Source organism: Sphingomonas sp., assembly GCF_017744835.1.
Classification (GTDB): domain Bacteria; phylum Pseudomonadota; class Alphaproteobacteria; order Sphingomonadales; family Sphingomonadaceae; genus Sphingomonas.
Map to the genome: position 1 here is coordinate 242,669 of NZ_JAGIAM010000002.1, position 19,739 is coordinate 262,407.

Annotated in this window: 23 protein-coding genes; 17 read left to right on the forward strand and 6 right to left on the reverse strand. The window is 68.5% G+C overall.

Features of this window, described 5'->3' with window-relative positions:
• Positions 1-30 precede the first annotated feature (30 nt).
• Both J7500_RS07115 and J7500_RS07120 read left to right on the forward strand, forming a co-directional pair.
• A complete protein-coding gene (locus J7500_RS07115; RefSeq protein ID WP_294060943.1) occupies positions 31-708 on the forward strand; it encodes an HAD-IA family hydrolase in 678 nt (225 codons plus the stop codon).
• Positions 705-1,277 carry a manganese efflux pump MntP family protein gene (locus J7500_RS07120; RefSeq protein ID WP_294060945.1) on the forward strand — a complete coding sequence of 191 codons (573 nt, stop codon included), beginning with the start codon at positions 705-707 and terminating at the stop codon, positions 1,275-1,277. The genes J7500_RS07115 and J7500_RS07120 overlap by 4 nt, the downstream gene beginning before the upstream one ends.
• Here the strand turns inward: J7500_RS07120 and J7500_RS07125 are convergent, their stop codons facing one another.
• From J7500_RS07125 to J7500_RS07140, 4 genes are read right to left on the reverse strand one after another with little or no spacing between them, the layout of a single operon-like run.
• On the reverse strand, positions 1,278-2,285 hold the full coding sequence (locus J7500_RS07125; RefSeq protein ID WP_294060946.1) for a nucleotidyltransferase family protein: 1,008 nt from the start codon (positions 2,283-2,285) through the stop codon (positions 1,278-1,280).
• Positions 2,282-3,142, reverse strand: a complete 861-nt coding sequence (locus tag J7500_RS07130; RefSeq protein WP_294060947.1) for an HprK-related kinase A — start codon at positions 3,140-3,142, stop codon at positions 2,282-2,284. Before J7500_RS07130 ends, J7500_RS07125 begins: the two co-directional genes overlap by 4 nt.
• Entirely contained in the window at positions 3,130-3,408 is a 279-nt protein-coding gene (locus J7500_RS07135) for an HPr-rel-A system PqqD family peptide chaperone (RefSeq protein ID WP_294060948.1), read from the reverse strand. The genes J7500_RS07130 and J7500_RS07135 overlap by 13 nt, the downstream gene beginning before the upstream one ends.
• Before the next feature lie 4 nt (positions 3,409-3,412).
• Positions 3,413-3,802 carry a hypothetical protein gene (locus tag J7500_RS07140; protein ID WP_294060949.1) on the reverse strand — a complete coding sequence of 130 codons (390 nt, stop codon included), beginning with the start codon at positions 3,800-3,802 and terminating at the stop codon, positions 3,413-3,415.
• Between the two features lie 63 nt (positions 3,803-3,865).
• Here J7500_RS07140 and J7500_RS07145 point away from each other — a divergent pair, with 63 nt between their 5' ends.
• The 11 genes from J7500_RS07145 (at position 3,866) to J7500_RS07195 (ending at position 14,149) form a co-directional block, all read left to right on the forward strand.
• Positions 3,866-5,065 (forward strand): ATP-binding protein, encoded by a 1,200-nt coding sequence (locus J7500_RS07145; RefSeq protein ID WP_294060950.1) that lies wholly within the window; start codon positions 3,866-3,868, stop codon positions 5,063-5,065.
• Between the two features lie 85 nt (positions 5,066-5,150).
• Positions 5,151-6,185 carry a PstS family phosphate ABC transporter substrate-binding protein gene (locus tag J7500_RS07150; RefSeq protein WP_294060952.1) on the forward strand — a complete coding sequence of 345 codons (1,035 nt, stop codon included), beginning with the start codon at positions 5,151-5,153 and terminating at the stop codon, positions 6,183-6,185.
• A 16-nt stretch (positions 6,186-6,201) separates the two neighbouring features.
• On the forward strand, positions 6,202-7,578 hold the full coding sequence (gene pstC / locus J7500_RS07155) for a phosphate ABC transporter permease subunit PstC (RefSeq protein WP_294060954.1): 1,377 nt from the start codon (positions 6,202-6,204) through the stop codon (positions 7,576-7,578).
• Positions 7,571-8,839 carry a phosphate ABC transporter permease PstA gene (gene pstA / locus J7500_RS07160; RefSeq protein WP_294060955.1) on the forward strand — a complete coding sequence of 423 codons (1,269 nt, stop codon included), beginning with the start codon at positions 7,571-7,573 and terminating at the stop codon, positions 8,837-8,839. The genes pstC and pstA overlap by 8 nt, the downstream gene beginning before the upstream one ends.
• Positions 8,839-9,615 carry a phosphate ABC transporter ATP-binding protein PstB gene (gene pstB / locus J7500_RS07165; protein ID WP_294060956.1) on the forward strand — a complete coding sequence of 259 codons (777 nt, stop codon included), beginning with the start codon at positions 8,839-8,841 and terminating at the stop codon, positions 9,613-9,615. Before pstA ends, pstB begins: the two co-directional genes overlap by 1 nt.
• Positions 9,615-10,316, forward strand: a complete 702-nt coding sequence (gene phoU, locus J7500_RS07170; RefSeq protein WP_294060957.1) for a phosphate signaling complex protein PhoU — start codon at positions 9,615-9,617, stop codon at positions 10,314-10,316. The genes pstB and phoU overlap by 1 nt, the downstream gene beginning before the upstream one ends.
• A 9-nt stretch (positions 10,317-10,325) precedes the next feature.
• Complete coding sequence (gene phoB / locus J7500_RS07175; protein ID WP_294060958.1) at positions 10,326-11,018, forward strand: phosphate regulon transcriptional regulator PhoB; 693 nt, start codon at positions 10,326-10,328, stop codon at positions 11,016-11,018.
• Between the two features lie 85 nt (positions 11,019-11,103).
• The gene (locus tag J7500_RS07180; RefSeq protein WP_294060959.1) at positions 11,104-11,523 is read left to right on the forward strand and encodes a hypothetical protein; all 420 of its coding nucleotides are present in this window, start codon (positions 11,104-11,106) and stop codon (positions 11,521-11,523) included.
• Positions 11,524-11,630: 107 nt separating this feature from the next.
• The gene (locus tag J7500_RS07185) at positions 11,631-11,975 is read left to right on the forward strand and encodes a hypothetical protein (RefSeq protein ID WP_294060960.1); all 345 of its coding nucleotides are present in this window, start codon (positions 11,631-11,633) and stop codon (positions 11,973-11,975) included.
• 91 nt (positions 11,976-12,066) lie between these two features.
• Positions 12,067-12,957 (forward strand): SDR family NAD(P)-dependent oxidoreductase, encoded by an 891-nt coding sequence (locus tag J7500_RS07190; RefSeq protein WP_294060961.1) that lies wholly within the window; start codon positions 12,067-12,069, stop codon positions 12,955-12,957.
• A gap of 73 nt (positions 12,958-13,030) precedes the next feature.
• Positions 13,031-14,149: a hypothetical protein gene (locus tag J7500_RS07195; RefSeq protein WP_294060962.1), complete on the forward strand. Its 1,119-nt coding sequence runs from the start codon at positions 13,031-13,033 to the stop codon at positions 14,147-14,149.
• 93 nt (positions 14,150-14,242) lie between these two features.
• On the opposite strand, the gene J7500_RS07200 is transcribed toward J7500_RS07195, so the two are convergent.
• On the reverse strand, positions 14,243-14,581 hold the full coding sequence (locus J7500_RS07200) for a DUF2794 domain-containing protein (protein ID WP_294060964.1): 339 nt from the start codon (positions 14,579-14,581) through the stop codon (positions 14,243-14,245).
• Between the two features lie 12 nt (positions 14,582-14,593).
• Entirely contained in the window at positions 14,594-15,286 is a 693-nt protein-coding gene (gene epsC, locus J7500_RS07205; RefSeq protein WP_294060965.1) for a serine O-acetyltransferase EpsC, read from the reverse strand.
• Between the two features lie 154 nt (positions 15,287-15,440).
• Here epsC and J7500_RS07210 point away from each other — a divergent pair, with 154 nt between their 5' ends.
• From J7500_RS07210 to J7500_RS07225, 4 genes are all read left to right on the forward strand, one after another.
• Entirely contained in the window at positions 15,441-16,199 is a 759-nt protein-coding gene (locus J7500_RS07210) for a sulfite exporter TauE/SafE family protein (RefSeq protein ID WP_294060966.1), read from the forward strand.
• Between the two features lie 216 nt (positions 16,200-16,415).
• A complete protein-coding gene (ahpC, locus tag J7500_RS07215; protein ID WP_294060967.1) occupies positions 16,416-16,979 on the forward strand; it encodes an alkyl hydroperoxide reductase subunit C in 564 nt (187 codons plus the stop codon).
• Between the two features lie 190 nt (positions 16,980-17,169).
• On the forward strand, positions 17,170-18,744 hold the full coding sequence (gene ahpF / locus J7500_RS07220) for an alkyl hydroperoxide reductase subunit F (protein ID WP_294060969.1): 1,575 nt from the start codon (positions 17,170-17,172) through the stop codon (positions 18,742-18,744).
• A gap of 95 nt (positions 18,745-18,839) precedes the next feature.
• Positions 18,840-19,739, forward strand: a complete 900-nt coding sequence (locus tag J7500_RS07225) for a hydrogen peroxide-inducible genes activator (protein ID WP_294060970.1) — start codon at positions 18,840-18,842, stop codon at positions 19,737-19,739.

The following is a 19,739-nucleotide window of genomic DNA, read 5'->3' on the forward strand; positions in this document are numbered from 1 at the left end:
CCATAGGGTTGCTGGCACCGGGGCGCCGCAATGACCGGCTTTCCCTTCGACATCGTCGGATTCGACCTCGACGGCACTTTGTTCGACACCAGCGCGGACCTGGCCGCGGCGCTCAACCATGCGCTGGTGGGGCTCGGCCGTACGCCGCTGGCGGTCGAGGCAGTCAAACCGATGATCGGGCGCGGCGGGCGGCACATGCTCCAGCGCGGGCTGGAGGCGACCGGCGGGTTCGATCCCGAGGCGCTCGACCCGATCTATGACGAGATGATCGCCTTTTACGAGGCGAACATCGCGCGCCATACCCGCCCCTTCTCCGGGCTGATCGAAGCGCTCGACGCGCTGGCAGCGCGCGGGGTGAAGCTGGCGATCGTCACCAACAAGCAGGAGCGGCTCGCAGTGAAGCTGGTGGGCGAGCTCGGCCTGGCGGAGCGGTTCGACGCAGTGATCGGGGGCGACACGCTGGGGCCGGGCATGCTCAAGCCCTCGCCCGCGCTGCTCCACGAGATGGCGCGGCGCTGCGGCGGCGGGCGCGCGGCGTTCGTGGGGGATTCGATCTTCGACGTTCAGGCCGCCAAGGCGGCGGGGATGCCGGTGGTCGCGGTGAGCTTCGGCTTTCCGCTGCAGGGCGTGGACACGCTCGCCGCCGACGCTGTGATCGACGACTATAGCCAGCTCGTGCCTGCGCTCGAGCAACTGAGGACAGAATGATCGACTGGGCACATTTCCCCTATTTCTCTCTGGCCGCGCTCTCGATCGGTCTGGCGATGGATGCCTTCGCCGTCTCGGTCGCGCAGGGTGCCTGTTGCCGCCCGGGCATGGGCAACGCCGCGCGGATCGGGCTGGCCTTCGGCGTAGCGCAGGGGCTGATGCCGCTCGGCGGCTGGGCGCTGGGCACGACCTTCGACGAGACGATCCGCGACTTCGACCATTGGGTCGCTTTCGTGCTGCTGGCAGTGCTCGGCGCGAAGATGGTGCGCGAGGGGCTGCACGGCGACGGCGAGGCGCAGCCCTTGTTCGGCTGGGGGCTGTTGAGCGCGGCGGTGGCGACGAGCGTCGATGCTGCGGCGGCCGGAATCACGCTGCCGGTGCTCGGCGCGCCGGTGCTGCTCGCCTGCGCGACGATCGGACTGGTGACGGCCGCGCTCTGCTTCGCGGGCGTGCTGATCGGCGCAGTCTCGGGCGCGCGGATCGGGCGCAAGGCGGAGATCGCGGGCGGGCTGCTGCTGATCGCGATCGGTGCCAAGATCTGGGTGGAGCACCAGTTCTTCGGCGGCTGACTAGGCGGGGACGTGCCCCTTGCGCCATTTGGTCCAGAGGTGGCGCGCGAGCAGATGTGGCGGCATCCGCAGCCAGTGCGAGCGGATGTAGAAGGCCAGCCGGGTGAAGCGGCGCGTCGGCCGGCCCCAGCCGTCGCGTGCGAGCAGGCGGCGTCGGTAGAGCGGATCTGCGCTGTCCCACACCCGCCAGCGCTCGGGGATCGACGTTCCGTAGAGGTCGTTCGCCTGGCGTGCGGCGCGATGCACGGCGGACAGCAAGCCGTGACGCACTGCCCGCGCCTCCAGCCCCTCGATGCCGAACTCGCCGATCAGGCAGTGGATGTCCCACAGGTTGCGCATGCCGCCCGCAAGGTCGCCGTCGGCGAGGAGATGCGCGGCGGCGTGGCAGATCATGTCCGCCGGCGCGAGGATGCGCAGGCCATTCTCCAGCGCCACGCTGTCGGCCAGCAGCCCCTCGGCGTCGGGGGTGATCCGGGCGGTGAGCGGCAGGATCGTGTGGTGGACGTCGATCATCCGGTCACGCTCGCGGTGGATCAACGGCGGAAGCTCGTGCATCCAGCGCCGGTAATAGGCGTCGTCATAGGGATCGGGCTTCACCCATTCCCAACCCGCCGCGAGCAGCGCGGCCTCGGCCTCGTCGATACGCGCCCGGGGCACGAGGATGTCGAGGTCGCCGATCGAGCGGCCGGTGGCGGCGGCGAACCCGGCGGCGGCGTAGGCGGTGCCCTTGAGCAGGACCACCGGGATGTTCGTGCCCGCGAGCGCGCGGCGCGCCATCTCGGCTTCCCAGAGCGCTGCGACCCTGCCCTGCTCCACCGAGGCGCGCGCATCCTCCAGTACGCGCGTGGCGGCCGAGGGGATCGCGAGCCCTTGCACGCGGTGCGCGAGCGTGCCGATCAGCTGCTCGGCACGCGCCACGGCGAGCAGCGCGGTCCAGCCGGCGGAATCGAGCGCGAGCACCGAGGCGGGATCGCGCAGCGCACGGGCGAGGACGGCCGCGGGGTTCACAGTGCCCCCCACAGCCGCTCGACCTGCGCCAGCGCGGTTTCGGTATCGGGATAGTCGATCGCCTGCGCGGCGATGCTGCGCACAAGGCTGGTCAGCGCATCGAAGCCGCGCTCACCGAGCGCGACGTAATTGGTCGATGCCTGAGTGAGCCGAACGAAGCATTCGCTCGGCAGTACCGGGCGCTCGGCGGCCGCGAAGCCAAAGCTGGGGAACAGGATCAGCGCGGGCCGTGCGGGCTCGGCCATGGCGGCGACTGCGCGAGTGTCCGGGACGAGATGGCGGATTCGGCCCTTTGGCGTGCCTTCGAGCACTGGGCCGAAGCGCGCCTTGGGCAGTGCCTGCTCGACCACGGGAATCGCCTCGTTCTTGAGGCTCACCAGCCGCGGGAAGCCGTGGACCAGTCCGGTCGCCGGGTCGACCAGCGCGAATTCGTCACCCATCAGGCGCCAGCCGCGCGCCATCAGCAGCGCCGCAAGCGTCGACTTCCCTGCGCCCGACATGCCGGTCATCAGCAGCACGCGCCCGTCGCGCTCGACGGCCGAGGCGTGGAGCAGCAGATAGCGCCGCTGCCCCAGCGCCATCTGCAGGTTCATCCCCATCTCGGCCGCGAGCAGCCCCTGGGCGAGCGGCAGCGGCGCAGCGTCGGGGATGACGAAATCACCGCCGATATGCACCGACGGCCGCACCCAGCGCCGCCACGGCCGGGCGGCGAAGAGATGGAGGTTGAAATCGGGAATGCCGTCCTCGGGCGCAGGATAGTCGCGGTAGAGATCGCGGAGCACGGCGATCGGGCGGGCCCAGTCGCAGCCGATGCGGAAGCCGATGCTGCCGATGCGCAGGCTGGTCACATTGCGCATAGCCGCTCCACCAGCCCGGCGGCGGCCAGCTCGTCGAGCCGCACGGCCAGCGCGAGCGGATCGGGATCGGCGAGCTCGAACCGCTCGGCCAGCGCCGCCAGCAGTGCCTCGACCGAAAGCGGGCCCTGCCCCAGTGCCTCGAGTATCTCGGGCACCGGCGCGTCGACGACATGGGTGATGCCCGAGGCGCGGTGATAGACCAGAGTCAGCGCGTCGAGCGGCACGATGCGGAGCGTCGCCGGGGGCGCGGCGCGATAGAGCGTCACGGCTTCAGCCGCGCGGCATCTGCAGCGATGCGAAGCAGGTGAAGCCGCTCGTCCCCGACTGAAGGCGGCGGATGTAGTTGGTATAGGCCCGGCTGCTCTCGTAATCGGCGCCCGGCAGCGTGCCGCCTGCCATCGCGCGCTTCACGTCCTCGGCCTTGAACGGTGCCGCCGGCGGCGGAAAGGCGCCCGGCGTGCCCGCCGGCACGAGCTGGCCGTCGGCGGCGATATAGCTGCCGGCGCGGCCAGGATCGGGCACCGGGATCTCGCAGTGCATCACCGACGCGCTGGTCTGGGCGAGCGCAGGCCGGATCGAGACGATCGCCGACGCGCCCGCGGCGCCCAGCATCAATGCCCGGCGGCGGCTCGCCTGCGGTCCCTGATTTTCGTCGGCCATAACGGCACCTTCCTGCGGCCATGTGCCTTTCGCAATCGTAAATCGCCGCCTAAAGAGGGGCATATGCCTCTCTTCGGCACGCGTACCCTCCTTGCGCTCGGCGTCGCCGCGCTTGCGGCCATCGCCGCGCTGCTGATCACCGGCGACGTGCAGGCGTGCCTGGCGGTGCTGGTCTGCACCACCGCGGCGGTGCTGATCGCGGCCGGCGCCGGGGAGGCCGAACCCAGCCCGGCGGCCGCGCCCGCAGCCGGGCATTATGGCGAGCCACCCCTCGACGAGATCCTCGAAGCCGTGGCCGAGCCGCTGCTGGTGATCGGCGAAAACCATGTCGCCGCCGCGAACGGCGCGGCGCGCGAGCTGCTCGGTCAGCACATATTGGGCGAGGACGTGCGCGTCGCGATCCGCCACCCGGCCGCCGCCGAGCGGCTGATGAACCCGGGCGAAGGGGCGCCGGGCGCGCCGATCCACCTCGTCGGTCTGGGCACCCGCGACCAGCGCTGGGAGATGCGCGTGCGCGGGCTCGAGGACGGTCGGCAGATCGTCCATCTCGTCGACCGCACCGGCAGCTACGCGGCCGAGCGGATGCGCGTCGACTTCGTCGCCAACGCCAGCCACGAGCTGCGCACCCCGCTCGCTTCGCTGCTCGGCTATGTCGAGACGCTGCTCGACGACGCCGGCGACGATCCCGACACCCGTCGCCGCTTCCTCAAGATCATGAACGACGAGGCGCGGCGGATGCAGCGGCTGGTCGACGACCTGATTTCGCTCAGCCGGATCGAAGCCGAGAAATATCGCGCGCCCGATCAGTCGGTCGATCTCGCGCGACTGATCGAGGAAGTCAGGCTCGAACTTTCGGGAAGCGCGCGCGCCGCCGATCTGGTCACTCATGTAGCGGACGTGGCGCCGGTGCGCGGCGACCGCACCCAGCTCAGCCAGCTGCTCCACAACGTCATCGGCAATGCGATGAAATATGGGCGCGAGGGCACGCCGGTGACACTCGTGCTCGCCCCCGAGGGCGACTCGATGGTGCGGTTCGCGGTCTCCGACGAAGGCGAGGGCATTCCGCCCGCGCATCTTCCCCGCCTCACCGAGCGATTCTACCGTGTCGATTCGGGACGCAGCCGCTCGCTCGGCGGAACGGGACTCGGGCTGGCGATCGTCAAGCATGTGGTCGAGCGGCACCGCGGCCGGCTCGACATCGCGAGCACCGTCGGCAAGGGCACCACGGTCACGATCCTGCTCCCGGCGCAGCGCGTGTCATAAAAGCGCAACGGTCCTGTAACAGGGGCGGCTTGGCGGAGGGATAGCTCCTCCGCAACGAATCGCTCTGACTTACGAAGGAACTCCGATGCTGCGCAGCATTCTCCTGGTGACGGCCGCGGCCGCCGCGCTCGCCGGTTGCCAGGATACCGGCGCCTCGCGCGATCAGATCAAGATCGTCGGCTCCTCGACGGTCTATCCCTTCACCACCGCCGTGGCCGAGGCCTTCGTCAACCGCGATTCGTCGCGCAAGGCCCCTGTGGTCGAATCGACCGGCACCGGTGCGGGCATGAAGCTTTTCTGCGCGGGCGTGGGCTCGCAGCACCCGGACATCGTCAACGCCTCGCGCCGGATCAAGAAGTCCGAATACGACACCTGCCAGTCGAATGGTGTCGGCGAGATCCAGGAAATCCAGATCGGCATCGACGGCATCGCGCTGGCCGAGAACAAGAACGGCCCGGGCCTGCACCTCACTCGCAAGGACGTCTATCTGGCGCTGGCGGCGAACCCGGGCGGCAAGCCCAACACCGCCAGGACCTGGAAGGACGTCAACCCGGCGCTGCCCGCGGTGCCGATCCAGATCTATGGTCCGCCCTCGACCAGCGGCACGCGCGACGCCTTCATCGAGCTGATCATGACTCCCGGCTGCGAGGCGGCGACGCCCGAGGTCAAGGCGTTCAAGGACAGCGACAAGGAAAAGTTCGAGGCGCAGTGCGGCCGGCTTCGCGAGGACGGCGTCTATGTCGACAAGGGCGAGAACGACAATCTGATCGTCCAGAATCTTTCGACCAACCCGAATGCGATCGGGCTGTTCGGCTTTTCCTATCTGGAGGAGAATGCCGACAAGCTGGTCGGCGCGCCGGTGGACGGCGTGACGCCCACCTATCAGACGATCGTCGACGGCAGCTATCCGGGCGCGCGGCCGCTGTTCATCTATGTGAAGAAGCGGCATCTGAAGGCCGTGCCGGGGTTGTCCGAGTTCCTCGGCCAATATGTCGAGATGTGGGGCCCGAACGGCGAGTTGGTGAAGCGCGGGCTGATCGCGGCGCCGGACGCCATCCGCGCCGCCTCCGCCGCGATCGTTGAGAAGGGCACGCCGCTCGACCCGGCGACGCTGCACTGATCGCGGAACCGCCGGCGTGAACCCGAGCACTCTCCTCTTCCTGGTCGCGGGCCTGGGCCTGATCGGCTGGCTCGTGGGCCGCGCCCGCGCCACGCGCTTCGTCGCGACCGGCGCGGCGCGGCGGCACTCGCTGCCGGGCCAGCACGGCGTCTATGTCGCGATCTGGACGATCGTGCCGCCGCTGCTGTTCCTGCTCGCCTGGTCGATCCTCAGCCCGCAGCTGGTGACCCAGGCCGTGATGCGCGAGCCGGCCGCGATGGCACTGCCCGACTTCGGCTTCGAGCGCGCGGCGGCGCTGGCCGAGGCGCGCGTGCTCGCCGACGATCCGACGCGCGGCGCGTTCAACCCCGTCGCCGAGGAGCTCGCGCCCGCGATGCGATCGGCGCAGAATTTCTACGGCTGGATCGGCGCGATCGCAGCGATCGCCCTCGCCTTCGCCGGCGGCGCCTTCGCCTTCACCCGCGTCAAGCCCGCCTTCCGCGCGCGCAACCGCGTCGAGCGATCGGTGATGGTGCTGCTGCTCGTCGCGTCGCTGATCGCGATCCTCACCACGCTGGGCATCTTCCTGTCGCTGCTGTGGGAATCGCTGCGCTTCTTCTCGATCGTCTCGCCGATCGACTTCCTGTTCGGCACCCATTGGAGCCCGCAGGTGATCAGCGCCACCGATCCCGGCGCGTCGCTGGGCGCAGTGCCGCTGTTCTGGGGCACCTTCTTCATCGGCGCCGTGATCGCGATGATCGTCGCCATCCCGTTCGGGCTGATGAGCGCGATCTACCTGACGCAATATGCCCGCCCGGCGGTGCGCAGCTGGATGAAGCCGATCCTCGAGATCCTCGCCGGCGTGCCGACCGTGGTCTATGGCTATTTCGCCGCGCTCACCGTCGCGCCGGCGATCCGCGACCTGGCGGTGAGCCTGGGCTACACCTATGCCTCGTCGGACAGCGCGCTCGCCGCCGGCTTGGTGATGGGCGTAATGATCATCCCCTTCGTCTCCTCGATGGCAGACGATTCGCTGGCCGCGGTGCCGCAGGCGATGCGCGACGGCAGCCTGGCGATGGGCGCCACCAAGTCCGAGACGATCTCCAAGGTGCTGGTTCCCGCGGCGCTCCCCGGCGTGGTCGCCGGCGTGCTGCTCGCGGTCAGCCGCGCGATCGGCGAGACGATGATCGTGGTGATGGCCGCCTCCGGCGCCGCCAACATCACGCTCAATCCCTTCGAGAGCACAACCACGGTCACCAAGCAGATCGTCGACCTGCTCACCGGCGAGGCCGAGTTCGACAGCCCGAAGACGCTCGCCGCCTTCGCGCTGGGGCTCACGCTGTTCGTCGTCACCCTTCTCCTCAACATCGTCGCGCTCACCGTGGTGAAGCGCTACCGCGAGGCCTATGAGTAAGATCGTCCCCCTCGATCGCGCGCCGACCGACTGGAAGACGGAGGCGATGCAGCGGCGCATCCGCAAGCGCTATCGGCGCGAGCGGGTGTTCCATCTGCTCGGCATGGGCGCGGTGGTGCTCTCCGCCGCCTTCCTCGCCTTCCTGATCATCACCATGGTGATCAGCGGCGCGCGCGGCTTCATGCGCACCGAAGTCGCGCTGCCGATCAATCTCGCGAGCGCCGGAATCAAGGTGCAGGCCGAGCAGCTCCACACGCGCGGCGCCGATCTGGCGCTCGCCGGCGCGGGCCTCGAGAACAGCGTCAAGGCGGCCGCCGTCCAGGCGTTCGGCGAGGGCGGCGAGGAAGTGATCTCGGACAAGGCCTGGCTGGTCGTGCGCGACGCGATCAAGAACGATCCCAGCCTGCTGCGCCGCGCCGCAACGATCGACGTGCCGGTCTCGACCAAGATCGACCAGGCCGCACGCGGCGACGGCACGCCCGAGGCCGAAGCGATCGTGGCGCGGCTCCAGAAGGGCGGCGCGCTGCGATCGGGCTTCAACCCCGACTTCCTGCGCAATGCCGATTCGACCGACCCGACCGCCGTGGGCATCTGGGGCGCGCTCAAGGGCTCGCTGCTGACGATGCTCGTCACGCTGCTGATCGCCTTCCCCGTGGGCGTGCTCTCGGCGATCTACCTCGAGGAATATGCGCCCAAGAACCGCTGGACCGACCTGATCGAAGTATCGATCAACAACCTGGCGGCGGTGCCCTCGATCATCTTCGGTCTGCTCGGCCTGGCGGTGTTCCTGAGCTTCATGAACCTGCCGCGCTCGGCGCCTTTGGTGGGCGGGCTCACGCTCGCGCTGATGATCATGCCGGTGATCGTCATCGCCGGGCGCAACGCGATCAAGGCCGTGCCGCCGTCGATCCGCGACGCGGCGCTGGGCATCGGCGCGAGCCGCATCCAGGTGGTGTTCCACCACGTGCTGCCGCTCGCGCTGCCGGGCATCCTCACCGGCACGATCATCGGCATGGCCCGCGCGCTGGGCGAGACGGCGCCGCTGCTGCTGATCGGCATGCGCGCCTTCATCGTCACGCCGCCGGGCGGGCTGATGGACCCCGCCACCGTACTCCCGGTCCAGATCTTCCTCTGGTCCGACGAAGTCAGCCGCGGCTTCATCGAGAAGACGAGCGCCGCGATCATCGTGCTGCTGGCGTTCCTGCTCGCCATGAACGGGCTCGCCATCTACCTCCGCAACAAATTCGAGACCCGTTGGTGATGAACGACACCACTTCCCCCCAGCACAAGATGTCGGCGCGCGACGTGAGCGTCTTCTACGGCCAGAAACAGGCCGTGAAGAACGTCTCGATCGACATCGACATGGACAAGGTCACTGCCTTCATCGGCCCGTCGGGCTGCGGCAAATCGACCTTCCTGCGCACGCTCAACCGCATGAACGACACCATCTCGAGCGCACGCGTCGAGGGTGAGATCACGCTGGACGGCGAGGACATCTACTCGCCCGACATGGACGTGGTGCAGCTGCGCGCGCGCGTGGGCATGGTGTTCCAGAAGCCGAACCCCTTCCCCAAGTCGATCTACGAAAACGTCGCCTATGGCCCGCGCATCCACGGGCTTGCGGGGTCCAAGTCCGACCTCGACGGCATCGTCGAGCGTTCGCTCAAGCGCGCGGGACTGTGGGACGAAGTCAAGGATCGGCTGAGCGACAGCGGCACTGCGCTTTCGGGCGGCCAGCAGCAGCGGCTGTGTATTGCGCGCGCGATCGCGGTCGATCCCGAAGTGATCCTGATGGACGAGCCCGCATCGGCGCTCGACCCGATCGCAACCGCCAAGATCGAGGAGCTGATCCACGAGCTGCGCGGCCGCTATGCGATCGTGATCGTCACCCACAACATGCAGCAGGCGGCACGCGTGTCGCAGCGCACGGCCTTTTTCCACCTGGGCAATCTGGTGGAATATGGCGACACCGATAATATCTTCACCGCGCCCCGTGAGGAGCGCACGAAAGACTATATCACCGGAAGGTACGGCTGATGACGAGCGGCCATGAGCATACGGTCAAGGCATTCGACCAGGACATTGGCCAGCTCCGCGGGCTTATCTCGCAGATGGGCGGGCTCGCCGAACAGGCCATCCAGGAGGCGATGCAGGCGCTCCAGCGCGGCGACACCACGCTCGCCAAGCAGGTCCGCAGCGACGACAAGCGCATCGATGCGATCGAGGCGGAGATCGAGAAGCTGGTCGTCCGGCTGATCGCGCTCCGCGCGCCGATGGCGGACGATCTTCGGGAAGTGATTGCAGCGCTTAAGATTGCGGCGGTGATCGAGCGGATCGGCGACTATGCCAAGAACATCGCCAAGCGCGTGCCGATGATCCACACCGAAGGCGAGGACCGGATCGAGGCGATCTCGCTCCTGCCTGCGATGGCGCAGCTCGCCAGCGACATGGTGCACGACGCGCTCAACGCCTTTTCGGCGCGCGATGCGGCGGCCGCGGACGCGGTGTGCAAGCGCGACAAGTCGCTCGACGATTTCTACGACAGCATCTTCCGTTCGCTCGTGACCTTCATGGTCGAGAACCCGCGCACGATCAGCCAGGTCGCGCACCTGCTGTTCGTCGCCAAGAACCTGGAGAGGATCGGCGACCACGCGACCAACGTCGCCGAGATGGTCTATTTCGCCGCCACCGGCCGCTATCTCGCCGACAGCGAGCCCGGCGACATCCAGGAAAGCTGAGGAGCAGATATGGCCCGAGTGAAGATGCTGCTGGTCGAGGACGACCCCGCGATCGCCGAGCTCGTCACCTGGCACTTCAAGCGCGAGGACTACGAGGTCAAGCACACCCCCGACGGCGAGGAAGCGCTGCTGCTCGCCAAGGAAGCGACTCCCGACATCGTGCTGCTCGACTGGATGGTCGAGGGGCTTTCGGGGATCGAAGTGTGCCGGCGCCTGCGCCGCATGACCGAGACCGCCAATATCCCGATCATCATGCTCACCGCACGCGGCGAGGAAGAGGATCGCGTGCGCGGGCTCGAGACCGGCGCGGACGATTACGTCACCAAGCCCTTCAGCCCGCGCGAGCTGGTGGCGCGCGTCGGCGCGGTGCTGCGGCGCGTGCGCCCGGCGCTGGCCGGCGAGGCGCTGACCTATGCCGACATCGAGATGGACACGGTCGGCCACAAGGTGCGGCGCGGCGGCGACGTGATCTCGCTCGGGCCCACCGAGTTCCGGCTGCTCAAGCACTTCCTCGAGCATCCCGGCTGGGTCTTCTCCCGCGAGCGGCTGCTCGACGCCGTCTGGGGGCATGATTCGGACATCGAATCGCGCACCGTCGACGTCCACATCCGCCGGCTGCGCAAGGCGATCAACCACGGCGACCGGCCCGACATCATCCGCACGGTCCGCTCGGCGGGCTACGCGCTCGATTCGGGTAACTGACGCCGTCAGGAGAAAAACCGGGGCTCCTGCGTTGCCAACACGCGCGCGAACGAAGCGCACGTACAGCAATTCGGGAGACCAACCGATGAAGCTCATTGCCTTGGCGGCCGCGCTTGCGATCAGCGGCACTGCGATTGCGCAGGAAACGCCGCAGCAGACCCCGCCGCCCGCCGAGCCGACCACTCCGGGCCAGGACACCACCCAGCCCGAGACCGGCACCACCGGCGCCGGAACCGCTACCGACCCCGGAGCGACGCCTCCGGCGATGCCCACGACCACCCAGGCGCCGACGGCCGCGGCTCCGGGCGAGACGCCGCGCGGCGGCTTCGCCCCGACCTGGTCGCCGTTCAGCACCGGCGCGCCGCCGGCACCCGGCCAGCAGGTGATCTTCGCGCCGTCGAAGTCGCCGAACGAGGCCTTCCCGCCCCCGGCGCCGCTCGCTCACTATCCGTACTGCAAGCGCGGCCAGTACACCGGCTGCATGCAGCGCGGCGAACGGCGCTGAGACGAAAGCCTTCGCCAGCAAGGCGAACCGTGCCGGGAGCGCAACATCTCTCCCGGCACGGGCGTTGATGCGTGTGCAGGGGATGGCACTCGCACAAGGATACGCGAATGAAATGGATGATCATGGCGGCGGCGCTCGCGATCGGCGGCACTGCCGCGGCGCAGGACGTGCCCGCCACGCAGGACCAGCAGACGCCCCCTACCGAAACGACGACGCCTCCGCCGGCTGACCCTGCGGCGCCGCCGGCACCGGCCGATCCGGCGACGCAGGCCACTCCGCCCGCAGCCCCCGACGCGGCGCCGCCCGCGACTCCGCCGGCACCGCCGCCTCCGCCCCCGGCTCCGGACGCCACTGCGGCCACGTCCCCGGCCCCGCCGCTTCCGGCGCCGCACGACTATCCGCCCTGCTCCAAGACCGTGAAGGACCAGTGCCGCCAGCGCGGCGGCCGCTGATCCCCGGCCGACCCGGCGGAGGCGCTTTGCCGCTTCCGCCGGAGCCCTTCCCGCCCTAGGGATCTCCGGGGATTTGCCGGGAGGGCCTTGAATGACCATCAGTTTCCAGGATCGCGTGGCGATCGTCACCGGCGCGGGCGGCGGGATCGGCCGCGGCTATGCGCTCGAGCTGGCGCGGCGCGGTGCGCGCGTGGTGGTCAACGATCTGGGCGGCGCGCGCGACGGCACCGGCCAGTCCGATGCCGCGCTCAAGGTGGTCGAGGAAATCGAAGCCGCCGGCGGCGAGGCGATGGCCGATGGCGGCAACGTCACCGACTATGGCCAGATGGTCGCGATGGTCGAGGCCGCCAAGGCGCGCTGGGGCCGAGTGGATATCCTGATCAACAACGCCGGCGTGCTGCGCGACAAGAGCTTCGCCAAGATGGAGCCCGAGGACTTCGAATTCGTCGTCCGGGTGCACCTGATCGGCTCGGCCAATGCGACGCGCGCCGTGTGGGAGACGATGCGCGCGCAGAATTACGGCCGCATCCTGATGACCGCCTCCTCGACCGGGCTCTACGGCAATTTCGGGCAGGCGAATTACGGCGCGGCCAAGCTGGGACTGGCGGGGCTCGCCAAGACGCTTCACCTCGAGGGCGCGAAATACGGCATCCGCGTCAACACCATCGCGCCGGTGGCCGGCACGCGCATGACCGAGGACATCTTCCCCGAGGCCGCCTTCGCGGTGTTCAAGCCCGAGAGCGTGGCGCCGGCCGCGCTGTTCCTGGTCTCCGAGGATGCGCCGAGCAACATGATCCTGGGCGCGGGCGGCGGCGTGGTGCAGGCCGCCTATGTGACGCTCACCGCCGGCGCGAAGCTCGACGAGCTCACGCCCGAGAGCGTCGCGGCGCAGTGGAGCGAGATTATCGATCGCAGCGGCGAGACCGTGCCGGGATCGGGGGCGGAGCAGACCATGGCGATCCTCCAGCGGCTGCAGCGCTAGCCGATCCGTCTTACCGTATTGCATCAATAATACACTGGTGCTAGCCTCCCCGGCAACAGGAGGAGGATTGCGCATGTACAGCGAAAGCGACCTGGCGAATGCCGTGGAGGCGGGAGTGCTCTCCCCCGACGCCGCAGCCGCGTTCCGCAACCATGTGGCGGCAGGGCGATCGACGCCCACCGTCGACGAGGAGCATTTCCGGCTGCTCACCGGGTTCAACGACATCTTCGTCGCGATCGCCGCGGCGCTGATTCTGGTCGCCATGGGCTGGATCGGCTTCTACATCGGCGCGAAGATCATGGATCTCGACGCGATCCAGGGCCCGCGCCAGGTAGGCGTGGCGACGGCGATCGGCGGCTTCATGGTCGCAGGCACGAGCTGGCTGCTCGCCGAATATTTCACCAAGCGCCGCCGCATGGCGCTGCCGAGCATATTGCTGCTGATCGGCTTCGCAGGCGGCTTCTTCGCCGGGCTGGGTGCTGTGTTCGGCGCCAATGCGCCCTGGCTCGCCGAGCTGTTCGGCGCGACCACCGAGCTGCAGGAGCGCCAGCTCGCCGGCGCCTGCGCCGCGATCGTCGGCGTGGCGACGGCGGGCGTGACCTGGCTCCACTGGCGGCGCTTCATGGTGCCGATCACCGTCGCGGTGGGCGCGCTGTCGCTCGTCGCAGTCGGCGTGGGGCTGGTCACGGCGCTCGTGCCGGCCTCGCAGGAGCTGGTCAATCCGATGCTGCTGGCATGCGGCGTGCTGGTCTTCGCCTTCGCGATGCACTGGGACATGTCGGACCGCGAGCGCCGGACGCGCCGCTCGGACGTCGCCTTCTGGCTGCACCTGGGCGCCGCACCGCTGATCGCGCACCCGGTCTTCCACATGCTCGGCGTGTTCGAGGGCCAGATCGGCGCGCCGATGGCCGCGCTGGTGCTCGCGCTCTACGTCGCCTTCGCCTTCGTGGCGCTGGCGGTCGACCGGCGCGCGCTGCTCGTGTCGAGCCTCGTCTATGTGCTCTGGGCGATGTACGCGCTGTTCGAGAAGAGCGGCGCGGTGGAGCTGGCGGCGGCGCTCACTGCGCTGGTGATCGGATCGGCGCTGCTCACCCTCTCGGCCTTCTGGCAGCCGATGCGGCGGAGCGTGGTGGGGCTGCTCGGCAGCTTCGAGGATCGCCTGCCGCCGACGCGGCAAGTGGCGGTGGCCTGAACCCGAAAGGCTTCCCCCGCTGGGGGGCAGCCGGGGAGGGGTCGACGCCCCTCGGCCTCTCCCCTGCCCCTCCCGCTTGCGGGAGGGGTTTTGCTATTCCCCGACCAGTTTGAGCAGGCGTCGCTCGACCGGGGCGAGCACCGGGCCGAGCTCATGGCCGCGCTTGAGGATCATGCCCGCCTCGTTCACCAGCGCCCACATGCCCTGGCGGTTGCGCAGCGCGGGGCGCTTCTCGATCCGGTATTCGGGACGCTCGGCGGTGCGGCGGAAGGCGGCGAAGATCGCGGCATCCTGGCCGAGCTGGATCGCGTAATCCCTCCAGTGGCCGGCCGCGACCATGCGGCCGTAGAGGTCGAGGATGCGCGTGAGCTCGATGCGCTCGAAACCGACCTGCGACGGGCGGCCGATCGGGAACGGGGTGACGGTTCCCATCAGGCTGGCGACTTACCGACGGCCACGCCGTTCGGCCTCATGCGCCTCGCGTTCCTGGATCATCGTGTCGAGCCGCTTGCGCAGCGTCTCGAGCTCGCAGCGCATGATCTCCAGCTTCTGCGTCGCCGGATCGAAGATCTCGCTGCATGGCGTGCCATAGGGCACGAAGTCCTTCTGCCAGGTCTCGGCCTGGACGAGCGTGGGCTTGGCCGGGATGCCGACCATCACCGCGCCCTCGGGCACGTCCCTGGTGACGACGGCATTGGCGCCGATCCGCGCGCGCTCGCCGACGGTGATCGGACCCAGCACCTGCGCGCCCGAGCCGATGATCACGCCGTCGAGCAGCGTCGGGTGGCGCTTGCCCGCGACGCCATTGTCGGGGCTCGTGCCGCCCAGCGTCACGCATTGGTAGATCGTGACGTTGTCGCCGATCTGGGCGGTCTCGCCGATCACGACGAAACCATGGTCGATGAAGAAGTTGCGCCCGATCGTCGCGCCCGGATGGATGTCGATCGCCGTCACGAAACGCGACCAGTGGTTCACCGCGCGCGCGGCGAAGAACCAGCCATTGCGATAGAATCGATTCGCGATCCGATGATAGGCGAGCGCCCAGACGCCCGGATAAAGAAGAATCTCCGCACGACTCCGTGGCGCCGGGTCGCGCGCGCGGATCGAATCGAGATACGTCTTCAGACGCTGGAACATGGCCGGCTCCCCTTTCAGCGCCATTTAGTGCGCCGAGGAGAATTTTTCCAGAACGCCCCTGCCCGAACCTTGTCGCGCCTAAACACTATGTATCTTGTGGGAATTCGGCGGGCACGGCATTCCTGTCACCGCAAACGGCGAGTGAAGGGCGCGGATGATCTTCGGAATTGACCTGCTAGCGTTCCTTCCCTTCGTCCTGGTCGGATTCGCCGCGCAGATGGTCGACGGCGCACTGGGGATGGCCTTCGGGGTCATCTCCAACACGCTGCTGCTGAGCCTGGGCGTGCCCCCGGCGATGGCCTCCGCAGGCGTGCACACGGTGGAGACCTTCACCACCGCGGTGTCGGGAATCAGCCACGCGATGCATCGCAACGTGAACTGGAAGCTGTTCCTGCGCATCGCGATCCCGGGCGTGATCGGCGGCGCGCTGGGCGCCTTCGTGCTCTCGAACATCAACGCGGCCACCGCCAAGCCGTTCATCCTCGCCTATCTGACCGGCATCGGCCTCTATCTGCTGTGGCGCGCGCAGCATTATCCGCCGCACGAGCGCAGCCCCAAGATCGTCGAGCCGCTGGGCCTCGCCGGCGGCTTCCTCGACGCCGCGGGCGGCGGCGGCTGGGGACCGGTGGTGACTTCGAACCTGCTCGTCCAGGGATCGAGCCCCCGGATGACGATCGGCACGGTCAACACCGCCGAATTCTTCGTCACCACCACGATCTCGGCCACCTTCATCACCCAGCTCGGCTGGGAGGCATTCACGCTCGCGACGGTCGGCCTGCTGGTCGGCGGCGTGATCGCGGCGCCGCTGGGCGCGATGCTGGCCAAGCGCGTGCCGGCCAAGGCGCTGATGCTGATGGTCGGCGTGGTGCTGACGCTCACCAGCCTCTACAATCTCTACCTCGCGCTGCGCTGAGCTATCTGCCGCGCTGCGGAAAACCGCGTCGCGGCCCCATATCCCGCAGACTCCTTCGCAAGAGCGATCCGCAAGGCACTGCATGCACGTTCGATTAGTGCGCACCGATTAAGTGACGCAATCGATCACTGCCAGCGACCCTTCCCGTTTTGCATTGCGGTGCAGCGCGCATATATCCCGCGTCGCAACAACAACCGCCTTTGGAGGAAATTTCGCATGGCGCTCATCGGAAGCACGATCAAGCCGTTCACCGCTCAGGCTTACAAGGAAGGCAAGTTCGTGACCGTCACCGACGCCGACGTGAAGGGCAAGTGGGCGGTCTTCTTCTTCTATCCGGCGGACTTCACCTTCGTGTGCCCGACCGAGCTCGAGGACCTGGCGGACGTCTATCCGCAGCTCCAGAAGATGGGCGTGGAAGTCTATTCGGTCTCGACCGACACGCACTTCAGCCACAAGGCCTGGCACGACACCTCGCCCGCGATCGGCAAGATCAACTATTACATGCTGGGCGACCAGAACCACGTGCTGTCGACCAACTTCGACGTGCTCCGTGAAGGCCAGGGCCTGGCCGACCGCGGTACCTTCGTGGTCGATCCCGAGGGCGTGATCCAGCTCGTCGAGATCACGTCGGAAGGCGTGGGCCGCAACGCCGCCGAGCTGCTCCGCAAGATCAAGGCCGCGCAGTATATCGCTGCGAACCCCGGCCAGGTCTGCCCGGCCAAGTGGGAAGAAGGCGCCGAGACGCTCGCGCCGTCGCTCGACCTCGTCGGCAAGATCTAAGCACCCCCAGCCCCCTTGGGGTGCTTAGTGGCCCGGGGCGACTCCCCCTCGCCCCGGGCCATTTGTTTGAGGTTCCCCTGGGACCTCGTCTGTCCGCGTTCGTCCATGCCCTCCGGCGCCTCCCCCCTCTCGGCGCCACGGACGGACGTGGGCAGGCACTTTCTCCAGCGTGCAACAGGAACCGCTTTCCATGCTCGACGCCAATCTGACGCAGCAGCTCAAGGCCTATCTGGTCAACATCCGCGAGCCGATCGAACTCGTCGCGAGCCTGGGCGACGACGCCAAGAGCCGCGAGCTCGAGACGCTGCTGAACGAAATCGCCGCGCTTTCGGACAAGATCGCGGTCGTCCGCGAAGACGATGCGCGCAAGCCCAGCTTCCTCATCCGCCGCACCGGCACCGCCATCGGCGTGCGCTTCGCGGGGCTGCCGATGGGGCATGAGTTCACGTCGCTGGTGCTCGCGCTGCTCCAGGTCGGCGGCCACCCCTCCAAGGCCGCGCAGGAGCTGATCGAGCAGATCAAGGACCTCGACGGCGACTTCGCCTTCGAGACCTATTTCTCGCTCTCGTGCCAGAACTGCCCGGACGTGGTGCAGGCGCTCAACCTGATGGCCGTGCTCAACCCGCGGATCAGCCATGTCGCGATCGACGGCGCGCTGTTCCAGGACGAAGTCGAGACCCGGAAAGTGATGGCGGTGCCGACCGTCTATCTGAACGGCGAAGTGTTCGGCCAGGGCCGCATGGAGCTGGAGCAGATCGTCGCGAAGATCGACAGCGGCGCCGAGAAGCGCGCCGCCGAGAAGATCGGCAAGAAGGAGCCGTTCGACGTGCTCGTGGTCGGCGGCGGCCCCGCCGGCGCGGCGGCGGCGATCTATGCCGCGCGCAAGGGCATCCGCACCGGCGTTGCGGCCGAGCGCTTCGGCGGCCAGGTGCTCGACACGATGGCGATCGAGAACTTCATCTCGGTGCCGCACACCGAAGGTCCCAAGCTCGCCGCGCATCTCGAGCAGCACGTCAAGGACTATGACGTCGACGTGATGAACCTCCAGCGCGCCGAGAAGCTGATCCCGGCGGCGCAAGAGGGCGGGCTGCACGAGCTGGTGCTGGCGAACGGCGCGAGCCTGAAGGCGCGGACGCTGATCCTCTCCACCGGCGCGCGCTGGCGGACGATGGGCGTGCCGGGCGAGGACGAATATCGCAACAAGGGCGTGGCCTATTGCCCGCACTGCGACGGCCCGCTGTTCAAGGGCAAGCGCGTCGCGGTGATCGGCGGCGGCAACTCGGGCGTCGAGGCCGCGATCGACCTGGCCGGCATCGTCGCGCACGTGACGCTGATCGAGTACGACAGCCAGCTCCGCGCCGATGCGGTGCTCCAGCGCAAGCTCGCCAGCCTGCCCAACGTCAAGATCATCACTTCGGCGCTCACCACCCGCGTCGACGGCGACGGCGAGAAGGTGACGGGCCTGGTCTACAAGGACCGCAACCACGGCACCGAGCACGAGGTCGCGCTCGAAGGCATTTTCGTCCAGATCGGGCTGGTGCCCAACACCGAGTGGCTGAAGGACACGATCGCCCTCTCGCCGCGCGGCGAGATCGAGATCGACGATCGCGGCGCCACTTCGCAGCCGGGCATCTTCGCGGCGGGCGACTGCACGACCGTGCCGTACAAGCAGATCGTGATCGCGATGGGCGCGGGCTCGACTGCCTCGCTCTCGGCCTTCGACTATCTGATCCGCCTGCCGGCCGAGCTCGAACAGGCGGCCTGATTTTCGATCCTCCCTGGCGCTTCAGGGCTCCGGGGAGGATTGTAATAATCGGCTAAATCACTATATACCGCCCCGACAATCGACAGGGGCGATAAGTGGCGCAGACCTACCTCCCGACGCTCAAGCAGCTCCAATATCTGGTGGCGCTGCACGACGCGGGGCATTTCGGCCGCGCGGCCGAGGCGTGCTTCGTCACCCAGTCCACCCTTTCCGCAGGCATTCGCGAGCTCGAGACGCTGATCGGCGTGGTGCTGGTCGAGCGCACGCGGCGGGTGGTGCGCTTCACGCCGCTGGGCGAGCGGATCGTCGAAAAGGCGCGCCGCGTGCTGCGCGAGGCCGATGAGCTGGGCGATCTCGCCCGCGCCGCCGGCCGGCCGCTTTCGGGCGAGATGCGGATGAGCGTGATCCCGACGATCGCCCCCTTCCTGCTGCCGCGCATCCTGCCGCGGCTGCGGCGCGACTATCCCGACCTCAAGCTCTACCTGCGCGAGGAGACGAGCGGCCAGGCGTGCGAAGGCCTCCACCACGGCCGCACCGATTGCGTGCTGCTCGCGCTTCCCTTTGCCTGCGGCGAAGTCGAGGCGGCGCCGCTGTTCGACGACAGGCTCTATGTCGCTTTCCGTGATGGCGAGATGGACCCGTCGAACGCCGTCAAGCCCGCGGACATCGACGAGACGCGGCTGCTGATGCTCGAGGACGGGCATTGCCTGAAGGACCATGCGCTCGCCGCGTGCAACCGCCCCGAGCTGCGCGCGGAGGCGACGATGCTCGGTACGTCGCTCCACACCATGGTGCAGATGGTCGACAATGGCCTGGGCGTGACGATGCTGCCCGAGATGGCAGTCGACGCCGGCATCCTCGACCATACCCAGGTGACTGCGCGCCCGCTCGAGGCGGACAATGCCGCGCGCCACATTGCGCTGGTGTGGCGCAAGGCCTCCCCACGCGAACGCGACTTCCGGCTGCTCGCTGACGTGCTGGCAGACGCGCGCTAG